General features: G+C 60.3%; 26 protein-coding genes. 25 read left to right on the plus strand and 1 reads right to left on the minus strand.

Features of this window, described 5'->3' with window-relative positions:
* The first annotated feature begins 166 nt into the window (after positions 1-166).
* Positions 167-979: a VUT family protein gene (locus DFS13_RS35890; RefSeq protein ID WP_027811061.1), complete on the plus strand. Its 813-nt coding sequence runs from the start codon at positions 167-169 to the stop codon at positions 977-979.
* Here the strand turns inward: DFS13_RS35890 and DFS13_RS35895 are convergent.
* Positions 966-1583 carry a helix-turn-helix transcriptional regulator gene (locus DFS13_RS35895; RefSeq protein ID WP_049120948.1) on the minus strand — a complete coding sequence of 206 codons (618 nt, stop codon included), beginning with the start codon at positions 1581-1583 and terminating at the stop codon, positions 966-968. The genes DFS13_RS35890 and DFS13_RS35895 overlap by 14 nt on opposite strands.
* 282 nt (positions 1584-1865) lie before the next feature.
* Between DFS13_RS35895 and DFS13_RS35900 the strand changes: the two genes are divergently transcribed.
* The 24 genes from DFS13_RS35900 to traN all read left to right on the plus strand — a co-directional run bounded on the left by DFS13_RS35900 (position 1866) and on the right by traN (position 20678).
* Entirely contained in the window at positions 1866-2117 is a 252-nt protein-coding gene (locus DFS13_RS35900) for a hypothetical protein (protein ID WP_034192245.1), read from the plus strand.
* Positions 2118-2834: 717 nt separating this feature from the next.
* On the plus strand, positions 2835-3332 hold the full coding sequence (locus tag DFS13_RS35905; protein WP_027811064.1) for a lytic transglycosylase domain-containing protein: 498 nt from the start codon (positions 2835-2837) through the stop codon (positions 3330-3332).
* Entirely contained in the window at positions 3329-3718 is a 390-nt protein-coding gene (locus tag DFS13_RS35910; protein ID WP_034192246.1) for a hypothetical protein, read from the plus strand. The genes DFS13_RS35905 and DFS13_RS35910 overlap by 4 nt, the downstream gene beginning before the upstream one ends.
* A gap of 179 nt (positions 3719-3897) precedes the next feature.
* Complete coding sequence (locus tag DFS13_RS35915; protein ID WP_027811065.1) at positions 3898-4296, plus strand: hypothetical protein; 399 nt, start codon at positions 3898-3900, stop codon at positions 4294-4296.
* A gap of 12 nt (positions 4297-4308) precedes the next feature.
* Positions 4309-4596 (plus strand): type IV conjugative transfer system protein TraL, encoded by a 288-nt coding sequence (traL, locus tag DFS13_RS35920; RefSeq protein WP_027811066.1) that lies wholly within the window; start codon positions 4309-4311, stop codon positions 4594-4596.
* A 4-nt stretch (positions 4597-4600) separates the two neighbouring features.
* Entirely contained in the window at positions 4601-5212 is a 612-nt protein-coding gene (locus tag DFS13_RS35925) for a type IV conjugative transfer system protein TraE (RefSeq protein WP_027811067.1), read from the plus strand.
* Entirely contained in the window at positions 5209-5955 is a 747-nt protein-coding gene (locus DFS13_RS35930) for a type-F conjugative transfer system secretin TraK (RefSeq protein WP_027811068.1), read from the plus strand. The genes DFS13_RS35925 and DFS13_RS35930 overlap by 4 nt, the downstream gene beginning before the upstream one ends.
* Complete coding sequence (locus DFS13_RS35935) at positions 5948-7270, plus strand: TrbI/VirB10 family protein (RefSeq protein ID WP_027811069.1); 1323 nt, start codon at positions 5948-5950, stop codon at positions 7268-7270. Before DFS13_RS35930 ends, DFS13_RS35935 begins: the two co-directional genes overlap by 8 nt.
* Positions 7263-8117 carry a hypothetical protein gene (locus DFS13_RS35940; RefSeq protein ID WP_175048440.1) on the plus strand — a complete coding sequence of 285 codons (855 nt, stop codon included), beginning with the start codon at positions 7263-7265 and terminating at the stop codon, positions 8115-8117. The genes DFS13_RS35935 and DFS13_RS35940 overlap by 8 nt, the downstream gene beginning before the upstream one ends.
* Positions 8114-8542: an HNH endonuclease gene (locus tag DFS13_RS35945; protein ID WP_027811070.1), complete on the plus strand. Its 429-nt coding sequence runs from the start codon at positions 8114-8116 to the stop codon at positions 8540-8542. The genes DFS13_RS35940 and DFS13_RS35945 overlap by 4 nt, the downstream gene beginning before the upstream one ends.
* Complete coding sequence (locus DFS13_RS35950) at positions 8539-8997, plus strand: hypothetical protein (RefSeq protein WP_027811071.1); 459 nt, start codon at positions 8539-8541, stop codon at positions 8995-8997. Before DFS13_RS35945 ends, DFS13_RS35950 begins: the two co-directional genes overlap by 4 nt.
* Before the next feature lie 2 nt (positions 8998-8999).
* Positions 9000-9353, plus strand: coding sequence for a hypothetical protein (locus tag DFS13_RS35955; RefSeq protein ID WP_027811072.1), 354 nt, complete (start codon positions 9000-9002; stop codon positions 9351-9353).
* Positions 9350-9625: a hypothetical protein gene (locus DFS13_RS35960; RefSeq protein WP_027811073.1), complete on the plus strand. Its 276-nt coding sequence runs from the start codon at positions 9350-9352 to the stop codon at positions 9623-9625. The genes DFS13_RS35955 and DFS13_RS35960 overlap by 4 nt, the downstream gene beginning before the upstream one ends.
* Positions 9622-10533, plus strand: a complete 912-nt coding sequence (locus DFS13_RS35965; protein WP_223274479.1) for a DsbC family protein — start codon at positions 9622-9624, stop codon at positions 10531-10533. The genes DFS13_RS35960 and DFS13_RS35965 overlap by 4 nt, the downstream gene beginning before the upstream one ends.
* A 2-nt stretch (positions 10534-10535) precedes the next feature.
* Positions 10536-11216 (plus strand): type IV conjugative transfer system lipoprotein TraV, encoded by a 681-nt coding sequence (traV, locus tag DFS13_RS35970; RefSeq protein WP_027811075.1) that lies wholly within the window; start codon positions 10536-10538, stop codon positions 11214-11216.
* A 14-nt stretch (positions 11217-11230) separates the two neighbouring features.
* A complete protein-coding gene (gene traC, locus DFS13_RS35975) occupies positions 11231-13825 on the plus strand; it encodes a type IV secretion system protein TraC (protein ID WP_027811076.1) in 2595 nt (864 codons plus the stop codon).
* A gap of 2 nt (positions 13826-13827) precedes the next feature.
* Positions 13828-14196 carry a TrbI F-type domain-containing protein gene (locus DFS13_RS35980; protein WP_205713840.1) on the plus strand — a complete coding sequence of 123 codons (369 nt, stop codon included), beginning with the start codon at positions 13828-13830 and terminating at the stop codon, positions 14194-14196.
* Between the two features lie 214 nt (positions 14197-14410).
* Positions 14411-14920: a S26 family signal peptidase gene (locus tag DFS13_RS35985; protein ID WP_049030195.1), complete on the plus strand. Its 510-nt coding sequence runs from the start codon at positions 14411-14413 to the stop codon at positions 14918-14920.
* 253 nt (positions 14921-15173) lie between these two features.
* Positions 15174-15815: a type-F conjugative transfer system protein TraW gene (gene traW, locus DFS13_RS35990; protein ID WP_027811079.1), complete on the plus strand. Its 642-nt coding sequence runs from the start codon at positions 15174-15176 to the stop codon at positions 15813-15815.
* A 46-nt stretch (positions 15816-15861) separates the two neighbouring features.
* Positions 15862-16554, plus strand: coding sequence for a hypothetical protein (locus tag DFS13_RS35995; protein ID WP_027811080.1), 693 nt, complete (start codon positions 15862-15864; stop codon positions 16552-16554).
* Positions 16551-17582 carry a conjugal transfer pilus assembly protein TraU gene (gene traU, locus DFS13_RS36000; RefSeq protein WP_027811081.1) on the plus strand — a complete coding sequence of 344 codons (1032 nt, stop codon included), beginning with the start codon at positions 16551-16553 and terminating at the stop codon, positions 17580-17582. The genes DFS13_RS35995 and traU overlap by 4 nt, the downstream gene beginning before the upstream one ends.
* A complete protein-coding gene (gene trbC / locus DFS13_RS36005) occupies positions 17579-18367 on the plus strand; it encodes a type-F conjugative transfer system pilin assembly protein TrbC (RefSeq protein ID WP_027811082.1) in 789 nt (262 codons plus the stop codon). The genes traU and trbC overlap by 4 nt, the downstream gene beginning before the upstream one ends.
* A gap of 5 nt (positions 18368-18372) precedes the next feature.
* Positions 18373-19653 carry a hypothetical protein gene (locus tag DFS13_RS36010; protein WP_165581455.1) on the plus strand — a complete coding sequence of 427 codons (1281 nt, stop codon included), beginning with the start codon at positions 18373-18375 and terminating at the stop codon, positions 19651-19653.
* Positions 19650-20678 carry a conjugal transfer protein TraN gene (gene traN / locus DFS13_RS36015; protein ID WP_258400025.1) on the plus strand — a complete coding sequence of 343 codons (1029 nt, stop codon included), beginning with the start codon at positions 19650-19652 and terminating at the stop codon, positions 20676-20678. Before DFS13_RS36010 ends, traN begins: the two co-directional genes overlap by 4 nt.
* The last annotated feature ends 73 nt before the right edge of the window (positions 20679-20751 follow it).

Here is a 20751-nt window from a genome sequence, read left to right on the forward strand (position 1 = left end):
GTAAGTGTTCGGTTTTCCAAGGTAGGCCGGTGGTGCTTTTGGTTGTTTGGTGGATCGATTTTGAACAGGCGCAATTATGGTAACGGCAAATAGTATCCCGAGATGCCAGGTAGAGGCGATTCTTCCGAAGGATGGTGAAAAGCGATTTTCGGTCGCGAGAGTGCGCGTGAATGATACGGGTATTTCGATGAAGCTGCCCGTTGGTGAACTGTTAGAGGCGGATTGGATTGGCAAATTCTCTGCCAACGATGTCGCATTGCTCGCTACGGTAAATGCTAACGACGTCAATATCCAGAACATCACCGAGCGAGTGCCGCACTTCCCTTACGGGATTATTTATCTTACGGCACTTTTCAGCGTCATGTTGGTCACTACCAATTTAATTGGAGATAGTATCACCACCATCAACCTGCCGTTCCTGCATGGGTACAGCGTCCTCTTTCCGACCGCGCTAGTCGTTTTTCCGTTGACGTATTGCTTTGGGGCTTGCATAACGGAGACGTATGGATTTGTTGTAAGTCGCCATGTGATATGGGGTGCGTTTTTAGTGAACATCCCGGTTATTCTGATTATTCTGTCGCTCGAGAAGGCGGGATGGCTGGGCGGTAGCGTTCTCGGAGTGTCCCATCAAATGATGAGGGCGCTGGGCGCGTCGGCTGTCGGCTACTTCGCAGGCGAGTTATCTAATTCGCTGGTCGTATCTAGGCTGAAGATCGCACTAAGAGGCCGCGCCCTGATTCTTCGTTTTCTTGCGGCCAATGCAGTCGGAGCAGTCGTCGATAGCGTTCTATTTGGGACACTATTGTTTTACGGTGTTGTGCCGTTGACTGTGCTTCTCAAGATCGTGCTTGCACAAATCACGATAAAGATGTTGTACGAAATGGCGTTCTCTGTCTTGTTTTCCAGAATCGTTCTCTGGATAAAGTCGCGTGATGGTGTCGATCATTACGACTATAAGGTGAATTTCATTCGGAGCTAGTGCCCATTATAATTTCCACAACTTTTCCGATGATCGCTTGCTCATTTATCAATATGGGCCGGCGCTTTGAGGTTGATTCTATGTCGTAACCGATGAGTTTTTCGCCATCCGTCAACTTGACGAAGGTGTAAGTTTGTTCATCTACTTCGACAAATGCAAAATCGCCTGAATCAAGAGAAGCATAATCTCCTATGACAAGGATGGCATTGTGCGGAAGCGGTTCGGTGCGGCTCTTGGGGGCGAGTGCAATCGCAAATCGACTCGAATTTGCGTTCGATACCCTGATCCACAGCTGACCGTGGCGCGGCGCCGCGGATACTTTTCGCGCGTCGCGCAGACTCCGCTGCTCATAGACAGGCACGAACCCCCTGCTCTCTTCGCCGAAGAGGGACGACATCGGAACGGCGAAAAACCGGGCAATTGCTGAAATCGTGCTCAGTCTCGGATCGATAGTTTCACCCGATAACAGGCGGCTGAGCGTCCCCCGGTCAAGATCGATCGCGCGCGACAGTTCCGAGTCGTTAACCCCGGCCTCCTGCTGCAAGTGTTTGATTGTTGCCACAAACGTGGCCGCTAGACTTGCAAGTTCTTCCTTTTTCTTCACGCGCTTTGTCCGACCCTAATTTTTGTTCAACGAAGGAGTTGAAAATTTTCAACATCCTGTTACAGTTGGTAACGTCATTTGCTGGTCGACCGATCGGCGCTGGTCAGGGTGAGAGGACAAGATCGTCGTCTCCCGCTGCGCCCTGCAAAATATGTTGTTTTGCAATGCAAGTCATGTTCTATTGCAGTGCAATACAGGTAATGTTGGTAGAAATTGAATCGAACCATCCGAATCGGTAGCTATCGCTTTACTATCCTCCAGTTGAGCACATTGGAGGGTGGGTTGAGCAAGATTACTGAGGCGGAATTTCGGGATGCCGCGAAGAACAACGCTATCAAGCACGCATCGGTTTTGCGCACGGATAGGGGCTATCTCTTCGTCGTCGAACTGTCTTGGAAAGAGGGCTTGCACACGTTGTATACGTTCCGCAATGAACCGAGGACATGGGCAAGCCTGGATAGCATGATGAAGTACTTTGAGAAGCACGAGCTGAACGTTAACGTGATCACCCTGCAGTGGAATCCAAAGGGATGAGCGGTACGAACCTGGTAGCTCCAGGTAGCGGCAGTCGCCAGGTTTACCGATGCGAAGTCGGCCCGGCCTCTGAGCCGCTCGCGCGAAAGCGTAATGAGTTCTGAGCGCTGCCCACGTGTGACTAGCTGTTCTATACGCGATCTTGGTCAATTGACCGCCGTGGGTTTTGAAGTGGACAAAAAAACATGTGCGGCGCTTCGAATATCGTCACGCCGCAGATTCGGAAAGTCTCCGAACATTCATGTCTGTGTTGTGCAGTTGTAGTTAATTAAGACGGACATACAGGGTGCGCCAACACCCCATATGTCCTGACCACAAGCAAATAGCTGGGAAAGCTGAGAGAGACCACTCGTGGCTACAGATATTGTACGTCAATCCTTCGGGATTGACGCATTCGATGCGTCCCTTTTTAAGGCGACGGCGATACGCCTTGTCCACCGCACCGGAATATCACGCGCGAGCAAGACATTCGATCGCTGTTCCGCGTCAAACCTCCTCCGCAGCGGCATGTCTTGCCCTGCGGGTTCGGTGTCACGCATCTTTTCGGACGGACCCCCTTTTTGCTCCATGTTGCTCTTTTGGTACGAGCAGCTTTCGCTCGTATCCCGCCTGTCGCTTTCTTCTCTCAGTGCCTCGACTGCAGGCGGTCTCGTAGCGTTTCGGGGCAACCCGATACGCTACGTTTTTTATTCCGTGCGTCGCCACTCATCGTGTGCGATGCGCACCTTCTGCGTGGCAGTTGCTGCCACGATCGCCCTGCTCGCTTCTCCGCCAGCGACCGCGGACGTTTGCAAGGGCAATATCTTCAATGAGGCGGCAGCACTCTATCACCTCGATCCCGATCTCCTGCGGGCGATAACCTGGGTCGAATCCCGTGGCGTGCCCGGCGCCGTTGGGCCGCGCTTGCCGGACGGCCACAGGGCGTGGGGAGCCGCGCAAATCAACGATGTCCATCTTCCCGAACTCGTCAGCTACGGCGTCACCCAACGCGACCTCCTGAACCCGTGCGTGAACCTTAAGCTCAGCGCGTGGGTGCTCGCCAACTGCATCCAGGCCAAGGGCGCGACCTGGGCCGCCGTCGGTTGCTACAACACAGGGCCCGGTTCCACGAACATCGCCGCCCAGGCGCGCTATGTCCGGCTGGTGCAGCGCGCATATGCGGGCTATCGCGCCCAGTCGGCGCTCGGCAAGGTCGCCGAAGGAGGCGCGCGATGATGCGCCTCGTCCCTCTTCTTGGCCTGATTGTCGGGACCCTTACGCAAGCCTGCTTTGCGTCTTCCCGCCTTCCGGACTACGACGTCACGCAGATCGGCGAACCCGGCTCCGGCCGCTACGTGTTCTGTTCCGGCGACTCGTGCCCTGAACCGACGATCAAGCACCTCGCGGCGCCGGCGCCTGTCGTTCAAGAGAATCTATCGCTCCCTGTATCGGCCGCAGAAACCCGGCCCGTTCAAGCGCTTTCCACGCCGATCGCCAAGCGCCACCAATCCCTGCAAGCGCGAATCCGACATGTCCACCGAGTCGCGAAGGTGGCGAATCGAACGCTTTGCACCGCGGGCGCCGCGGTCGGGACGGCGTCGAAGCACCTGGCGGGCCGTTAGTCCGCGCAGCTCACCGATTCACCACTCGACCAAGGAGGAAACGCGACAGTAAGTAATCCGTAATGAAATTTCGATTGTTCGTTTAACTACTTTCCCCCTGAATCGTGCTCGCGCTGCATATAGCGGCGCGAGCACAACCCCCGGCCCGCGCTGCTGGCTAGCTACCACATGAGGACTAGATGAATACCGCTCAATTCAACCAGCTCGAGATGCTCGAATATCGAGCCGCGAGCGCCCTCGTTGCTTTCGAGGATCGCGCGAAGGCGCTTCTGGAGAAATCCGAAGTGCGTGAAACGCTGAACTTCGTCGTTGCCGTGATCCTCGCGGTCACGCTAATGATGGTCGCCCGTTACGCATTTGGAACGGACGGCGTGGAGTTCCAGCAAGGGTCGACCACCCTTGAGGGATGGGTCAAAGGCAATCCCGGAAAAAGCTGCGCACTCGCTGGTTTGATGTTCGGGAGTGTGCGCGCGATGTTCGTGAAGGACTACGGTGCTTTCGTTGTCCCGTCGGGAATCGGCATCCTGACCGGGATAATCGTCGGCATCATCGACGCCAGCTATACCGCGACGATCTGACCGGGAGCGGCGATGTCGGATGATCTCAGTCACTACGTACCCAGTCGCCTTGACGACCCGGAGAAGTTTCTGTTCTTTCGCAAGGATGTAGCAGCGATCGGGCTCACTGGCACGATCGGCGGTGTGTTGCTTAACCACACCCTGCTTGGTCTAGTCGCGGGCGTTGCGATCGCGGCGCTTTGGCAGAAGTTCAGCTCGGGCCAGCATCCCGGTATGTCGGCTCACGTCATGTACTGGGTATTGGGTCAGCCAGCGCCGAAGAAGTTTCCGCCGTCCGATCTTCGCGAACTGAACGGGTGATTCGATGACACCCGGTAAAGCCGCCCAATCACGCGAACAGCTGCAGGCCGAGAACCGCTTTCTGAAGAAAGTGCTGCTCGGAAACGGCACCACCAGTGTGGTCATCGCGCTCACCTGTGCATGGCTGGTCGTCACGCAGCGCGTCATCATCATGCCGCCAGCCGTTCGCGGCACCTACGTCGTCGGGGCTCGGTATGCAAACGACCAGTACCTCGCCGATCAGGCCGCGTACGTGCTCTCCCTTTCCAAAAGTGTCACGCCGACCACCGTCGACAACAACGTACGGATTCTCCTGTCCATGGTCGACGACGATCGACGCGCCGCGCTCAAGACGGCATGGGAGGCCGACGCACTCCAGATCAAGCACGACGGCGTGACGGACGTCTTCGAGCCGATGGGGGTAGGCGAGGTGGATTTCCGCAACAAAGCTGTGAAGGTCACCGGCACCTTGACCACCTACATCTCCGGCAAGCGCACGAGCTCGGAACAAAAGACCTACGAGGTCTATTTCGGAATCACCGTCTTCGGCCGCTTAGTCCTCCTCGACATCCGAGAAGCCGCGCGCGGCAAACAAGGCGTCGAGCCGCTGGTCACAACGGAGACTCCCGCATCATGAAATTTGCCTTCAATCGACAGTCGCCGAAATTGTGCACGGCATTCAGGCCGCGTCTCGTGTTTGCCGCCATGATGTTCCTGACTACCACTAGTGCGCATGCGATCCAGGTCGTCAAGGGAGCGGATCGGCAAACGCAGCAGGTCTCGATCTCCGCGGCGGAATACAACGTTCTGTCAATGTCCGGGGGGCGCAGCTTTTCGAAGATCGTGCCAGCTCTACCAGGCTCGATCTCGTGGACGCAAGACGGCGGAAAGCTCTGGCTCATGCCCGCGAATCCGACCGCGCTGAATGAGTCGATCACGGTGTTCGTGATCGATGACGCCGGCACGACCTACCGATTATTGCTCGTTCCCGGTCCGCGACCGGCCGAAGATATCCGTATCGAACCGCCTGCAGCGCGCTCGACCCAAGCGCTCCACGCGTCGGCTTTTCAACGACGGGTGAAACTCATGATGCTGGCGATGGCCGGTGGTCGGGGGGCACCGCAGCTGTCGTACACGTCGCTCGACACTGTCGTGCCGCTCTGGAAGGAGGCTGTATTGACGCTGGTCCGTCAGTACAGCGACGGCGATTTCATTGGCGAGACCTACACGCTCTCGAATACCTCGCACACCGACATGGCCATCGACGAGCGCGAACTCTACGCGCCGGGCGTGCTCGCCATCGCGATCGAAAACGCAAACCTGCCGGCCGGCGCCAGCACGATTGTCTATGTCGTTCGTGAGCGGGGCGACCATGAGTGATGTCAATCAAGCAACCAAGCGCCGCCAGCGGATCCTGACCGTGGCCTGCTTCGCCGTCCTCGCTGGCCTCTTCACCGTTGGTATGTTCTTCACGCAGAGCGGGCCGGCCAATCGTCAGTTCACCACGAAGGTGCCGTTTACGAGCCTCGGCGACCAGAACGATCGCAATGCCTGGCGGGCTCACTCGGAGGCGCAACTCGCTGAGCTTACGCGCAGGATGTCGAGTATAGATTCGCGCGCCGACGATGCCGTGTCACAGATGAAAGCCTTGTCGAAAGCCCAGGACGAGCTCAGCAAGCGGATCGACGCGATGAAGAGCACGCCGGCAAGCGCCCCCGCGGCCGCGTCCGGAGCAACGGCAGACCGCGCGGCCCTGGACAAGCCAATTCCCCTCAACGGGGCCCCGGCCAAGACGGGCGCAATCCTGAATCCGCCATTCGGCAAATCCGGCAACCCCGGTGTCGATATGGCTGCCGCCCCTCCAAAGCTCGCCATCATTCAATTCAATGCGCCGACCGGCAACGGGGTCGACTGCGTCGACCCCCGCTACTCGTCGTTGCCGTTGGATCAGGCGACACGCGCACAGCAGGACTGCCTGAAGGCCAACGGCAAGAAGAAAGTCACTTTCATCCCTGCCACCTCCTTCGTGCGCGTATTCATGATGAACGGCGTCGACGCTCCGACGGGCGGCGAGGCCCAGCACGATCCGCTTCCGGTGTTCCTCCAGGTATTGGACGCAGCCAATCTACCGAACAGTCGCAAGCTCGACATCACGGAGTGCCGCATCCTGACGCAGGCGTATGGCGACGTTTCCAGCGAGCGCACTCACATGCGCGGTGAAACGCTCGACTGCATCCTGAAGAACGGCCGAACCGTGGAAATGCCGATTAAGGGCAACGTCATGGGCGAGGACGGCAAGGAAGGCGTGCGAGGTCGACTAGTCTCGAAGGCAGGATCGGCACTGGCCATGTCGGTGTTCGCCGGTATCTCCTCCGGGATTGGGCAAGCGTTCAACGAATCAGCCAACACCCTCAGCAATACCGCACTCGGGTCCACCTCCATTATCAACCCGAGCCAGGTCGGCCGTGCCGCCATCGGCAGCGGCGTATCTGGGGGTGCAGACACTCTTAAGCAGTACTACATCCGAGCGGCCGAAAAGCTTTTCCCTGTGATCGAGACGGACGGTGGTCGCATCGTCGAGTTCGCCGTGTCAAAGGGAGCCGAATACGACGGCGCCCTCTCCGATATCAGCAACATCAACGATGGCTTGGCCAACGATGGCCGTGCTAACGATGGGGGCTACACCGATGATTGATGAAACGAAGAGCGTGACCATCGCAGCGTTCGAGGCCGCGATGCTGCGGTGTGCGGACCAAGCGGTTCACGAAGCGTCGTTCACGAAGGATGGAGACGGCAACTACCACCAACCGGAAATGCGCCGGGCGCTTGCCGGTTGGTGCGGCGCTGCTTTGCTCATTGCCGAGCAGGTGCGGGGATTCGCGGATATCGGTGCCGATCGATTTCGCGGTGATCCCGCGTTTCAATCGGGCTTCCTTGAATTTCTTAAGCAAGCTGCGGATCTGCTCGACCTCTCCAGCAACGAGCTTGGTTCGTCAGCCGTTACCGACGTGACCGACGCGAATCCACTGACAAGTGCGGCAGCGTTCGACGATGCAGCACTCGACGGGTTCAACCGCGTGTTGAAGGCAAAGATGGCAGTGGGTAGAGCCCAGGGGCGTGCCGGGTGGTGGAGCGCACAACGGGGTGATCTGTCGACTATGTTGCGCTCGCACGTCGACAAGGGCGACCCCATCGATATCGGCCTGCTCGCCATGATGCACTGGTACATGGACGAGGCCGTCGCGTCTGCCCCCACGCAGCCTGACGCGATCGTTGCCGCTGGCGAGCTCACGAAGATTTCCAGCAGTCCGGTCATGGGCGGCCAACTCGACATCAGGACGCCGGCCGGTGCCATTGGCATTACCGGCTTTCCGAACGAACTTGCGCGCGACTGCAAGCCCTGGCTCTGGGAACAGGTGGAGATTGTGATCCGTTCCACGGCCGAAGCGCGCCGCGCCGGCGCCGTCAAGCTGGACGCAGGCGCGGATCGTGGAGTCGCCTGCCAGGATGCTGCCACACCTGCCGTGGAGCATAAAGCGTGAGCCGGCTGACGAAAGCACAGCGCGATCGGCTCCGGCGCAAATACGACGGCCGCTGCGCGTACTGTGGAATGCCATTGCCCGATCGGTGGCATGGCGACCATGTAGACCCGGTTGTACGCGCGGTCGAGACCAAGCGAACCGCGAATGGCCAATGGAAGCTTGTGAGCGTCCCGTCGAGGCATCCGGAGCGTGACGTCGAGTCGAATTACATGCCGTCCTGTCCGCCTTGCAACATCAGCAAGGGGCAGATGTCGCTTGAGCAGTGGCGCCAAGCGCTCATGAAGCATGTCGCCTCCCTCAACGCGTATCACCCGATCGATCGCCTGGCGAAGTGCTACGGGTTGATCGAGGAAACCGGGGCGCCTGTCGTCTTCTATTTCGAGCGGGTCGCTGCGCGCGCGGCCGTCTCTGGAGAACTTCAATGAACTCTCCCCGCGATTATCAACTTGTCCCGTGTCCGTACTGCGACCTTGACGCGGTCATGCGTGTTTCCGAAGCGATGTTCGGTGGGAGTTGCGTCGAACCCGCGTGCCCCGGTTATCAGATGGTGCTGCTCTTCAACGACGCCGCTGCCGCTGCAGCCGCCTGGAATCGACGCGCTGGCTCAGTACATCCGGACGATGTCGCCGTTGACCTCTTCGCTGCACGGATGAAACGCAAGCTCGCCAAGAAGCGTCAAGAAGGCCGTCGCGGACGGCGCGACCCCGCGACCGTCTCGGCGATGACGCTCGCGAGCGAGCTTATCGAGGTCGTCGCGATGGGCGATCCCGTGGATGTTGCCAACGTCGCGATGATGCTCGACCAGCGAGGTGCAGAGGCGCGGTTCTTGCCGGCCGCGCTGTGGGACTTCGTGCAACGCCGCAAGCCCCTGGAGGACTGACCATGCCTCGTGCCAAATATATGCCGACTGCCAACGATGTACTTGCTGCGATGCGCCCACGTGTCGCCTATGCAGCCTACGCGTTGGCAAGCGAGTTTCACCTGAGCGCGGCACGGATTCGCCCGCTGCTCGAAGCGATGGTCTCGCAGGGCACGCTCTCGATTGCGCATGTTCCGAATTCGCGGGGCTACAACGTCCGCATTGCCGGAGATAAGCAGACCGCGGATTCCCCTGTTGAAGAGTATGTCGGTGTGCCGGCCGCACCGCGCACGCATGTTGTGTTGACCGGCGACTTGACCGTATACGCGGCTGAGATCAAGCGCCGGGCGGACCTTTGCATGATGGTGCGGCGATGACCGAGATCAGCAAGATCGAGTGGTGCGACCGCACGTGGTTTGGAGCGTGGGCCAAACGGACTGGCCAGGTCTACGACGGCATCGATTCAGCAGCCTACGACGACGGCGACGCCCGCATGCTGCGCGTTGGTAAGAAGCTGGCTGGCCGCACGATCGATGGGGTCAAGCATCACGCTTTTTCGAAGCCATCTCGGCAAATGACCGTCCCTCCAGCGTCGGCGCCCACGTTCGCCGCCGGCACCTCGCCCTCAACATGCTCAATGATCCAATGAAACACGCCAAATTCACTTTCGCTCTTCTGATGACGACGTGCATCGCGTGGGGCTGCACCACCCAAGGTACATCCGCGGTGCCATCCACGGTTCCGGCGCGCGTCGCCGGGCCAAGCTCTGAAGTCGGTGTCACGGCGTCCGTCGCTCAGGCTGCGACGTCGCAGATAAACCCTGCCGACCCGAACCTTGATCCCGGCGTAGCTGCGCTCAAGGCGGCGCTCCATGCACGCTACCCGGCAACCAAGTTTCGCGAGGTCGCCGCCACGCCGTCGGTCGGCATCTATGAGGTCGTGATGGGTAACAAGGTTGCCTATACGGATGTCACCGGGCGGTACTTCCTGTTTGGCCATCTCTTCGACATGGTGACGCAGCAGGATCTGACCGTGCCGCTCGAGCAAGCGCTGCAGAAGGTGCGGTTCCCGGCGGATCGGCTTCAGGACGCGTTCGTCGAGGTTCACGGTACCGGCCGCCGCAAGCTCGCAATCTTCGACGATCCCGATTGTCCCTACTGCCTGGCCTTGGAGGACGACCTCTCCAAGCTCAAGGACGTCACGATCTACCGCTTCATGTACCCGCTCGAATCGATTCATCCGCGTGCCCGCGCCCATTCCATAGCGATCTGGTGCGCCGAGGACAGGCTTGCCACCTGGCACGCGTGGATGCCCCTCGCATTGTCGCGCTGGATGCGTGATCAGGGATCGACTCCGACTGGCGTCGCTGCCAAGACACCTGCCCCGCCACGCGTCGAGCCGAAGCTCGTGTCGTGCGCAAATCCCATCGACGCGAACGAAGCCCTGGCCGCAAGCATGGGAATTTCCGGCACGCCTGCGCTCGTGAGCGAGGACGGGCGGGTGCTGCCGGGCGCCGCCAGCGCCGAAGCAATCGATCAATGGCTTGGAGCGAAGTGACCATGAAAAACAAGATCATGCTCGCCACGCTTTCAGCGCTTCTCAGTCTGACCGGCTGCAGCTTCAGCGGCTACGACGCGAACTCGCAATTCGCCTGCAAGGCGCCTGAAGGTGTGCTCTGCAGCAGCATGTCCGGCATCTATGCCAACGCGATGGCGCATAACCTGCCTGATCAGCACGTTCATACAGGCGCGGGCGCGACGACCAATATCGCACTCGGCAGCTATGCCGGAGATCCCGGCCCGGCATCGAACGCATCGGGTGCTGCGGTCAGTGCCAGTTCTCGACCCGTCGTCGGCTCCGCCGAGATTCTCCCCAAAGCGCTCGATAGCGGCGCTCCGGTTCACACGGCTTCGCGCGAAATGCGTGTCTGGTTCGCGCCGTGGCAGGACGCGGACTCCGACTTGCATGACCAGGAATACGTCTATCTGATCGTCGATCCTGGCCACTGGTCGATCGCGCACAACCAGCAGCGCATCCAGGCCGCGTTCCGGCCGGTGATGCCGCCGACTCCTGCGCGGGATGCTAGCAGTAGCGGTAGCAAGGCGGCTACTTCCAGCTCCAACAGCGATTCGACGTCGGGGGCGATATCGAGTGCTGATCGGGTCATGCAGGGCATTCTCACGCCTGCCGGCGCAGTCGACCGTGCAGCGGCTGCGATGCCCGCAGCGACGGACCATTGATCCAGGAGTCATTGATGAGCACCTTGCAGGCCTGGATCGATGACGCGAAATCGCTCGCGCGAATTGCGATCAGCGAAGCAATTCTCGGCACCGAGGACGATCTCGGGCCGCCCGCGCCCGTTGCCGCGGACCAGCGACGCATAGAGACGGTCGGACTTCATAACCTGCTTCCGTATGACCAGTACGACCCCGCCACCGAGCTCTACTACAACACGGATTCGGTTGGCTTCGTGCTTGCGGTTGCACCGCAGACGGGCGCCGACGCGGAGTTGACCCGCAGTCTCCACGGCCTATATGACTCGGTTCCGGCCGGCTATGGGCTCCAATGGATGCTGTTGGGCGACCCCATCATCGAGGAGTCATTGAACGCCTACGTCGACCTTCGGCGCGAGTACGCCGAGGCGGGACGTGCGCCCTCGTTCTATCTGGAACAGGCCGAGCGCCGCGCCGCATTCATTCGCGGCAAACTCGGCCAGCCGCTGTTTCTTGGCCAAAACTATTCGATCACGGACAAGCGGCTGTTGCTGTCGATCGTGCGCAAGGGCTCGCTCGACGATCTGAAGCTGATCGAAGAAATCCAGAATATTCGCGACGTCGTCGGTGCGACGTTGAGTTCCGCAAGCCTGGCAAGCCGTAGCGCGGAGCCCAACGATCTGTTGCGTTTTCTCTGGCCGATCCTCAACCCCGGTGCGTTCTTTGGCGATGGGGCTGAAACGATCGATCAGACTTATAGCGACGACAAGCCCATTCGTGACCAACTGACGGCTTTCGGTCACCACATGCGGGTGAAGGCAAAGCATTTGCTCTACGGAGTGCCGCCGGAGGATGCCGACGAGCCCGACGCACGCATCGCTGTGCGCAGCTTTGGCGTGCACCAGTATCCGAAGAGCAAAGAGCTGTGGGAGATGAACAACATCGTCGGCTCGCTCTTCAACGATGTCCATCAATACCCCTGCCCGTACCTGATCACGCTCGGCGTCCTGATTCTCGATCAGACCGCCGTCGAGACACGGGCCGCTTTGCGTAGTGCGCGCGCGACGCAGAACGCCGAATCGAAGATCGCGAAGCTGCAGCCCGAACTGGCGCTGCAGAATCAGGACTGGAAAGCCGTCTCGATGCAGCTCACGCAAGGGGGCTCGATGTGTGAGCTCTATCACACGCTCACGCTCTTCGCGCCGCGCAAGAAGATGGAGCAGTGTGTGGCGGCCGCGAAAGGCATCTGGCGTTCGGAGCGCTTCAAGCTGTTCCCGATGCTGACCCAGCAGCTGACGACATTCCTGTCGGCCCTGCCCATGATGCTGACAAGCGACATGCGGGACGACCTCAAGAAGTTTCGGTTGATCACCACCAAGACCACCGTAAATGCGACCGATATGGCACCGGTGCTCGGCGAGTGGTCGGGTACGAATGGACGGGCAAGCCTGCTCTTTTTTGGCCGTCGCGGTACACCCGCGCTTGTAGACATTTACTCGAGCGGAACGAACTACAACGGCTTTGTCGATGGTACTTCCGGCGCCGGTAAATCGGTGCTCATGAACGACATCATCGGAGCGTTCCGCTCGGTCGGCGGAATCATCCGGATCTGTGACGTGGGCTATTCGTACGAAAAGCAGATCGACATGGGAGACGGCCAGTACATCGACTTCAAGCCTGGGTCGCGAATCGTCATCAATGCGTTTTCGACCGCTGGCATCGATACCGAAAATGGTCTCGACAGCGAGGTGAAATTCATCCGGCCGATCATCGCGCGCATGGTATCGCCGACCGCTCCTATCACTCCGTTCGAGGGCGCGTTGCTCGATGTCGCAGTGCGCATCGTATGGAAGGACTACGGCCAGGAAGGTAGTCCCACGTTGGTGCGAGACGCCCTGCTGAGCCTGAAGGACCAGAATGGGCAACCCGAGCGCATCGCGTATGAACTTGCCGTGCGTCTCGAACCGTTCTGCAAGGGGGGTGTTTACGGCGACTACGTCAACGGGCGCACCAACGTACGACTCGACAATGAAGTGGTTGGACTTGAGCTCGAGCACCTCAACAGCGATCCCCAACTGCGCACGGTGATCATGCTCGGCCTGACCAATCAGGTCACCAACGAAATGTACCGCTTTGACCGGTCGCGACCGAAGCTGTTCCTGCAGGACGAGGGCTGGCAGATCGTCGGTGACGATCAGGAATCGGCCGACTTCATGGAAGAAGGCTATCGGCGTGCGCGCAAATACGAAGGCAGCTTCTTTTTCGCGACGCAGGGGATCACCGACGCCGGGATGAACAAGGCAACGCAGGCCGCGTTCGACAACTCCGCATGGAAGTTCCACCTCAAGCAAAGCGACGACACGCTCAAGAAGATCGAGAAGGGCGACGTGATGGATCTGTCGCCGGGGTTGAAACGCATGTTGAAGTCGCTACGCCCGGTACCCGGTCGCTATAGCGAGTTCGTCCTCGTCGATCCGAACGGCGGCACGCACCTACTGCGCCATATCCCTGACGAATTCACGCTGGCCATGGCGACCACGAAGGGGCCGGACTACGAATTCATGCAGCGTTTGCGTGCCGGCGGCACGTCCACAGAAGACGCGATCCGCGCCCTAATCCAAGCCAAACGGAAGTGAACATGCGACACGACCTCGTACTCACCGGCCTTATCTCGATCGGCGCTTCGTTGGTGCTGGGCTCCCCGCTCGTCTACTTATGGACGCAACGCGAAAGAGTTGCGCCGGTCGTCGTGGTTGACGTGCAGAAGCTCATCAGCGATGAGCAGGAAACGCTGCTGAAGACCTTCAATAATGGCGATCCCGTCCACATGACGGACGACGCGAAGAATAAGGCGACCCAACACGCCGGCGATTACGCAAAGCGCCTGTCGGCCGCGCTGGACCAGCTCGGCACACAGTGCGGCTGCGTTGTCGTCAATAAAGCTGCCGTGCTCGCAGGTGATGCGCCCGACCTCACTGACCTGATCGCCAAGAGGATCGCGAAATGACTCGTCTCCGATCGACGGCCCTCTCCCAGTTTTCTGCGCGCACGCTTGGAACAAAAATGGTGGGCGGACGATTTGCACCGACCGCCGTTGGTGATTATCTGGCCGCCTCGACCAGTACTTGTGCGGCGGCGCTTGCAAACGTAACGACGCATTTCGACTTGCGTCGATCGGGGGGCGCGAATTTTGCAAGAACCGACCTTCGCGGAGATGAGCAGTGATCGCGCTCGTCGCCTACTCCAGCGGCCTGGCTCGCTATCGACGGTTTGTTCGCACCGTGGTCGCGCTGACGGTCGTGGCGGCTGTCGCATGGGGCCTCACGCCTTGGTATGGGCTGACGTTCAACATGTCGACCAGTCTGCCGGGGACGCTCTACTTCATCCGCAAGGGCCCCTGTCGGCCGCGCCTCGGCGACACCATCGCATTTCGGTGGCACGGTGGGGCGACCTACCCCGCAGGACTGACCTTCATCAAACACGTGGCTGGTTTGCCTGGCGATGTCGTGCACGTCGTTGGTCGCAACGTCTGGGTCAATCAGACCTATATCGGCTACGCCAAGCCGCTCTCGCTTGCAGGGATGGCGCTGTTTCCGACCGAAGACGGCGTGATTCCGCCGGGACACTACTTCGTGGCCACGCCGAACCCGAACAGCCTCGATTCGCGGTACTCGATCGCCGGCACCGTTCCTCAAACCGCAATCGTCGGGGAGGCCTATGAAATTTTTTAACCGCTGCCGCGCCCTCAGCACGCCGGCCGGCGCTTCAACTGGAGGCTCAGATGACGCTTCTGATGCTTGCAATTGGCTTGTTCATATGGGCCGTATGGATGTGCGTGATCGTGTTCTGTCTTGGTGTGGGGTTTCTGGTGGCCTGGTTTATAGGCATGTCATTGGTACACCACATTTCTTTATCGTCCAAATAGTGGACACAGGGATAGGTCCAGCCTGCTTGCTCGTTGGTTGGAGGCAGCTACGACAGCTTATCCGACGAGCTGCAGTCCTGTGGATCGCGGCACTGACGGTCGCGGTATCCCCGATTTCAGCGATTGCGGAGGACCTGGGCGTGGTTGGCCCGACGTATCCGATTGCGGAGCACGACGCGATTGCGATGCTGAAGCGCCGCCTGCTCGAACTGCAAGCCAATGGTGGGCTGGCGGCCATCGAGCGCCGTGCGCGCCAGCGCGCGCTGCATGACGTCACGTCCCTGCCCCCGGTGCCGGGCATTTCGACCGTCAGCGCGTACTCGAGTCGCCTGATTGATCCGACGGTCACCTACTCCAAGCCCGTCACCAACGACGAGGGCGCCGTGATCGTCGCCGCCGGCACGCGTATCAATCCGCTCGACATTGTCACGCTGCACGAGCGCCTGGTGTTCTTCGACGGCCGCGATGCGGGACAGGTCAAGGCGGTGCAGGCGCTCGCGGCCCGCTCCGGCGATTCCATCAAACCGATCCTGACTGCTGGTTCGTGGTTTGACCTGACGAAGTCGTGGAAACGGCAAGTGTATTTCGATCAGCAGGGTCGACTTAGCCAGCGTTTCGGGATCACCCGCGTGCCGGCCGTCATCAGCCAGCGCGGCAACCAACTGCTTCTTGAGGAAGAACCTGCGGAGCAACTGCGTTGACCCGGCGACCAAATCACCTGTCACCTCCCAATTTATCGGAATCGCGATGAACAACTATGACCGTCTGGACTTCACTGCCGACCCGGCCGTTATCGACGTCGTCGAGAAGAACTCGCCCCACGACGGCGCTGCTGCTCTTCAGCACTTCAATGCGACAGTCGAGCCGATCCGGTATGTCGTAGACGTCACCAATGATCAGGTCGTCGTTTCAGGAAAGGGTGTGCTCGCGACTTACTACTGGCGCGCGAGCCCCTACGACAGCAGGGTCGCTCGTCTATCCGTTCAACCTGACCGCCAGATCGTAGGAGACAGCAGCGGGGAAACCTTTCGTGTTGTGGTGGGTGCTGTAGATGATATCCACCGTCCTGCTGCGGTCATCGCCGAGCATCTGAGCGAGGTCGAAGCCGTTGAGCTGATCGGTCGTATCGAGAAGGGGGTGAAGGGCGCCCTCGGTATCGGCGTCGAATCGACCCATACGGTCCAGTTGGATGAGCCTCTTCCCGTCTCCGGCGTTGTTGAGTCCGCACGTCGTTCGATTGGAGCGAAGCTGCTCGACATCCTGGCCACGGTAACGTCACGTGTGGTATGGGTCGCCGCTTGGGGCGTTGCCGGTGCGGCGACCGGCGGTCTTGCAGTGATCCTCCTGCCGATCGTCTATCGCCTTGGCCATCACGTCGGCGCATACCTGATCGACTTCGTCTTCCACGTGTATCCGGCGATGCGGGAGCTGCTTTCATGAGCATGCGCCCTCTCCTTCGCCGCTGGATTCTCGCGATCGCGCTGGTTGCCAGCTGCTTCTCGTTCTCGGCGCCGGCCGATGCGGGTCAGTGTGTCGGCCGATTCGCCAATCCGATCACGGATATCTGCTGGGAATGCGCTTTCCCGATGGCCATCGGTAGCGTCACGTTCCTCAATATGGGCCAGGACGACACCCCGAACCCGGGCGGATTCCTCTGCTTCTGTAGCGGCACGTTTGGCGTCAAGTTCAGCTTCTGGGAGCCGATCCGGCGCGTCGACGTCACGCGCTCGCCCTACTGCTTCGTGTCGCTCGGCGGGATCTCGCTGAACCCGGGCATCCACGCCCCGGAGGGGGAGGTGCGCGAGCAGAAGGACGACACCAAGCAGAGCTTCTATCAGGTGCACTGGTACACCGATCCGGTCATGTACTACACCGAGATCCTGCTAGACGACCCCTGTATGGAGACGGGCAGCTTCGATGTCGCGTACATGACCGAAGTCGATCCGACGTGGAGCGACGACGATCTCACCATGCTCCTCGAGCCGGAGACCTACCTGTTCGGCAGTCCGATCGCCCAGGCCGCTTGCGCAGGTGACTGCGTGCTCTCGAGCCTAGGTTTCGGCAGCAACCTGCTCTTCTGGTGCGCGGGCTGCAACGGCTCGATCTATCCATTCAACGGCCACGTTCAGGCCCATGTGTCCGCGATCCAGGCGTCGTCACTGCTGGTCGAGCGCATGACCGCAAAGCTGCATCGCGAGGGTTTGATGTGGGGCACGACAGGTGACGGGGCCATGTGCGGCTACTACCTGCAGCCGGTGATGGACAAGACCCAATACAAGTACACGATGCTCTACCCCGTTGCGCAAACCGACCAGATCAACGGTCAGTGCTGTCAGCCGTATGGCCGCACGTCGGCGCTCTGGGGCGCCGGAAAGATGATCCCGTACACGGGGGAGGACTTCGCGTACGAGATTTTCCGCAAGCGCAACTGCTGCATGGGTGCGAACCTCGGAGACTTGCCCCAATGAGTCGGCTCACTTTCTCCATCATAGCCGCCGGCACGATCGCCCTCGCGGCCGGTCATGTGTCGGCACAAACCGTGTCGAATGACGCGCTCGCGCGTGAGCAGCAGCAGATCAATACCACGCGCCGAGCGATCTTCGATGAGGCAGCCAGCGGCACCGCACGTTACCGAGGCGTGATGCCATCGTCGGATGCGATTGATGCCGAGATGAGCCGTATCCAGCGCAGTCGCGATCGGCAGATGGCCCAGGCGGCAGCAAAGGCAGCTCACGATGGCAACGCGTTCCCGAACCTACCGGCGCCGGCGCCAGCCGCCGCCGGTGCAGATCCGTTCGCCGTCGCCAAACGGTACGAAAGCCGTACGCAGCGTCGTGTGACCGACTCCTTCGTCGCGTTCGCGAGCTTCTCGATGCCCGCTGCCTCGCTGGTACGCCTGGTGAAGACCATGAATCAGGCCGGGGGAACTGTGGTGTTCCGGGGCTTCAAGAACGACTCGCTGAAGGCGACGGCCGCTGAAATGCAGCGGCTGGGGATTGCGTCCGGCGGCATCGTCGTCAACCCGAAGGCGTTCACGCAGTATCGCATCGCCCGTGTGCCCGCCTATGTCGTCACACGCGGTGGAGACGCCAACAGTCAGGTCGACAGCAGCGGATGTGCGCTGCCGGCGTCGTACGTCTCCTTGTCGGGAGACGTGACGCCCGCGTATGCCCTGCGCCAGATCGTCGATCACAGCCCTACCTACGGGGGGATCGCCGAGCGATATCTCCGTGCACTGGGGGATGTCGAATGAACGGAATGCGGGCAACCCTGCGCCGAAGCGCACCACTGGCCATCGCGACCGCTCTGGCTGCGGTCGCCGTGTGCGCTGCTGCGGACGCCCCATCTACCGGGACTGCGTTTACTGAAGGCCAGTCGTTCGGTAAGTCAGGAATGAACGCGGCTCACGGAAGCATCAGTGGCGGTAGCTCGAACGTGCCGAACTACACGAACCAGGACGGCGAGCTGACGCCGCTGTATGGCGGTGGGCAGGGCAGTCTCGGGCCGGCCGGGTCAGGGAAGGAAGCGGATTGCTCAACGCAGCCAGCGAACCCGAGTGCCTACTGGCGTCAGGAATGCGATGCCGTGAATTACCTCGCGAAGAAGCCTCCCAATCGCATGCCGATCACCGCGAGCGATCCGATCGTGACCGGAAGCAAGGGCGCGATCAATAACCCCGGGTCTACGACGAGTTCGCAGGACTGCCACAACGTGACGTCGACGGTGCCGGCGACCTACCGGAAGGAAACCTGCGAACAGGCCGTGGGTACGCAAACCTATACCTGCAACCGCATCAATGACCCCGTCTGCACCGAACCCTATCAAGGCTGCGCCGCTGGCGGGGTCGTCGAGGGAAGCTTCACCGGCGGGTTTGCCGCGCGCCTGGCATCGAACTCTGCGCTCTGGAACTTCGGCGCTGACACGGGCTATCACGACAACTCAGGCTACAACGGACTGACCGTGTCCGGCTCGATGAGTTTCAGCGTCCAGAACCTTGGTCAGATCGGTACCGCAGTCATCAGCCAGATCACGGCAAACAATACGCTGCGCAGCGTCGACATTAACGGCGTCACGGTCTACACCGATGCGCCGGACGGCGGGCGCATTCTCCAATGCGGAGTGGCGACGCTGCCGGCGTCGGCCGGCGGTATTGATGGACGGCAGACCACCGGCTATCTTGCCGCGTCTTCGCCTGGTGTGACCTTCACACACAATTTGATTTACAACGGCATTCGGAGCGTGTGTTCGGATAAAACTGCCTTTACGGCAGATGGCGGTCTCACAGAGTATCGACCGTTCTTTACCTTCGGTAGCGAGTACGAGGGGAACCCGTCGACCATTGCGCCCAACACCGACATCCGCGCGTATTTGCACGAGGGCGTCAATACCGTCGAGATTCAAGCGGCGATAGGCGGGTACGGTTTCCAGGGCGGCGGGCAGGCCCGAGTTCAGCTCACGCTGAACCAGATCTGCACCGCGACTTGCACGCCGAACTGGATCGACCAGTGCAGCTCGTTCGAACAGCGGGCCGCACAATGAATATCCGCGCTCTCATGTTCGCCGCGCGTGCGTTCACCCTCGTCGGCAGTGTAATGACCGTCACCCTGCTCGCCGCGCCGGTAGCGTATGCCGCGCCCACCTGCCAACGCACTGGTTCAACCTGCATCGAGCCGGCCGGCACACGCATCATCAACGGGATTCCGCTCTACCAGGATTGCTGGAACTACCAGGATACCTACGAATGCCAAGCCGCTTCCACCGTTAACGACTGCGCGCCATTGCAGCAGCAAGGCTGCGGCCTAGTGAACCAGCAGTGTGTGTCATACAACGACGCGGTGCAGGGAAGCTGCGACACGATGCAGTACACGTACCAGTGTCTCGATACTCCGGCGCACACGACGACCGTCACCCAATGCACGAACACGATGTGCGCACCGGGTGCCGGATGCTTCTCGTCAAGTAGTGGTGCGGACGGCGCGCTCGGCAAGGTCGTAGCAGGGCTGGAAACCGGGCGCGAAGCCGGCGCCTACGGTGTCGGTGGCGGTAACGTGAACATTTTCAAAGGCTACGACAGCAGCTGCTCGATCAAGGTGCTGGGCGGCCTCGAGATCAAGAGCTGCTGCACCAGCAACGGCGGCGGTGCCGCTTACTCGAACAACGCGATCGGAAGCGCCGCGGTCAGCGCTGGACTGTCGGTTGGCGGAACGGCGGCGAAGCAGGGCATCGCGTTAGGGTCGAAGTATGTCTTTGACCAGCTGTACGAAACGGTCGATAGCTCGATCGTGAACTCTGGTCTCTTGCAGATGGGCGCATGGGCGGACAGGGCGTTGTCTACCTCCGGAACCTTTGGTGCCTACGGCTTTAGTTTTTCGTTCTCCCTCACCAATGGTGTTCAGCTTGCCGATTTCAATCCGTACGTATTCGCGGCCGAGATCGCTGCGCAGCTGATCCAGATGTGGCTCGCCTGTTCCCCTGACGAGCAGGTGCTCAGTCTGAAGCGTGGCCAGAACCTCTGTGTCCAGTACAACCAGGGCTGCTCCAAGTGCGGATTTCGGCGATGGTGATCAATCGTTTCGGCGAACGTGATCAGTCTGGAAGGTGGTGTTGCGCGGTCAATGGATTATAGCGACGGTGATC

It is taken from the genome of Burkholderia sp. 28_3 (assembly GCF_003253915.1).
Lineage (GTDB): Bacteria > Pseudomonadota > Gammaproteobacteria > Burkholderiales > Burkholderiaceae > Burkholderia > Burkholderia cenocepacia.